Origin of the sequence: Gordonibacter pamelaeae 7-10-1-b, assembly GCF_000210055.1 — a bacterium.
Lineage (GTDB): Bacteria > Actinomycetota > Coriobacteriia > Coriobacteriales > Eggerthellaceae > Gordonibacter > Gordonibacter pamelaeae.
Map to the genome: position 1 here is coordinate 3,122,846 of NC_021021.1, position 2,011 is coordinate 3,124,856.

Annotated in this window: 3 protein-coding genes; all 3 read left to right on the forward strand. The window is 68.5% G+C overall.

Annotation, left to right across the window (positions count from 1 at the left end; translation table 11 throughout):
• The coding region (locus GPA_RS19820) for a hypothetical protein (protein ID WP_197533109.1) at window positions 1-507 on the forward strand (507 nt) is incomplete at its 5' end.
• A gap of 2 nt (window positions 508-509) precedes the next feature.
• Window positions 510-1,511 carry a conjugal transfer protein TrbL gene (locus GPA_RS14340; protein WP_041239707.1) on the forward strand — a complete coding sequence of 334 codons (1,002 nt, stop codon included), beginning with the start codon at window positions 510-512 and terminating at the stop codon, window positions 1,509-1,511.
• A 109-nt stretch (window positions 1,512-1,620) separates the two neighbouring features.
• Window positions 1,621-2,011 (forward strand): hypothetical protein (locus tag GPA_RS19540; RefSeq protein ID WP_041239708.1); only part of this gene is annotated, 391 nt, incomplete at its 3' end.

A 2,011-nucleotide genomic window follows, 5' to 3' on the forward strand; every position in this document is an offset into this window, starting at 1 on the left:
GCCGACGACCCGACAGCCACGCTGCGGATCGTCGAGGGCGCCATGGTGGAGAGCGAGGGCGGCACCGAGCGCGCCTGGTTCTTCTCGGCCGAGGAGCCCTCCGAGGCCGGCGGCGCGCTCAGCGTGCCCATCGAGGTCAAGGGAACCGGCGACAAGGCGGGAGGGCTCTCGCTCATCCAGGTCTCGGGCGACGGGGACGCCCGCACCCTGGCCTGCGACCTCCTGACGCAGGCGTACACGCCCCAGAAGGCGCAAGACGGAGCGTTCTCCGTGACCGGCACCGACGACCGCCTCTCCGAGGCGTTGGGCGCAGACTCGGCCGACATCGAAGACATCGTCGCCAGGAAGGCGGCGGAGGTGTCCCCGCAGGCGGCGAACGCCTCCTGGGACAAGGAGGTGTGGCTCGACTACGCCGGGAACGTCGCGTCGACGACCTTCACGCTCGACGACCCCGCCTCGACGGTGGTCACCGTGGTCTCGCGCGGCGGCTCGCTGGAGGCGATGTAGCCGTGCGGGCGCTTGAATCGCGACGCCGAAGGGCGTTCGCCATCTCCGCCGCGACGGCGTTCGCCCTCTGCGCGCTCCTGCTCGTCCCCGCGCAGCCGGCATACGCCGACATAGCCGGGGACGTCAACGATTGGCTGTGCGGCCTTCTGCGCGACTGCTGCAACTGGATGTTCAAGGCGCAAACGGGCGTGCTCGGGTCGATCGGCGCGAACGGGATCCTCTCGGCCGACTTCGCGCACATGCTCACGAGCTCGAGCGACCTGACCATGCACGACGTCGCCCGGGGCGTATGGCAGGTTGCCATCCTGCCGATCGGGTGCGGGGTGCTCGGCCTGGTCTTCACCCTGAAGCTCATCGAGATCTCCCAGCGCATGGACGGCAGCCAGAGCCTCCCCGGCGTCAAGGAGGTCGTCTTCCTCCTCGTGTTCTTCACCGTGTTCCTGTTCCTCATACAGAACAGCTTCGACCTGATGGCGTCGATCTACGAGGTCTGCGGGCTCGCCATCGACCGAGTCGAGGCGCTCTTCGGCGCCGGAGGCGCGCTCGACCTGCCCGAGGTGTCCGTCGTCACCACCGACGACGACATCCCGTCGCTCATCGCCATGCTCGTCGTGAGCCTCATCAGCTGGGTCGTGGTGCTGGCGGCCTACGTCGTCGCCCTCGTGGTCTGCTGGGCCCGCGCGCTCCAGCTCTACATCATGGCCGCGTTCGCCCCGATCCCGCTGGCGTTCCTCGGCATGGACGCCACGCGCCAGATAGGCCTTGGCTACCTGAAGAGCTTCGGGGCGGTCTGCATCGCCGGCGTCATCATCCTCGTGCTGCTCATATCGTTCCCGCTCGTGCTCGGCGGGCTCACCGGGGCGAACCCCGGGACGGGCACCCCGGCCGACGCGGTCGCGAACGGGCTCACCTACGCGCTGCAGTACCTGGCCATGTGCGTGCTGCTCATCCTGGCCCTCGTGAAGAGCGGCTCCTGGGCGCGCGACATCGTGAGCGGCTTCTAGCGGAAAAGCGAGGAAGGGGGCGGTCGCCATGAGATAGGGGCGCCGCGCCGGGGCACGCGTCCCGGCGGATGAAGACAAGGACCGATTGAAAACGAAAAGGAGGAAAGACATGGAAGAGAGGAAGAACGTGTACCTCTCGCTGCACAAGAGCTTCGTGCGCGAGGGCATCGAGTACACCGACCGCGCGACCGGCGAGGCCAGGACCTTCAACTCGGCGACCCTTCCCAAGGGCACCGTCGTCGACGGCGTGGACGTGGGGGGCTACGAGTTCAGCCCCATGTTCGTTAACGAGAGCCGCTTCAAGGGGGCCGACTTCCGAGACATACCGCTGCTCGCGAACCGCGAGGTGTGGCTGAGGAAGACGGTGATGGGCCCGGACGGCCAGCCCGAGCTCGACGAGGGCGGCCGCGCGGTCAAGGACACCGTGAAGGTCATGCCGGCGCAGCTCAAGGAGGCCGTCGACGCAGGGCGCTCGCGCTACCTCGCGGAGCGCGCCGAGC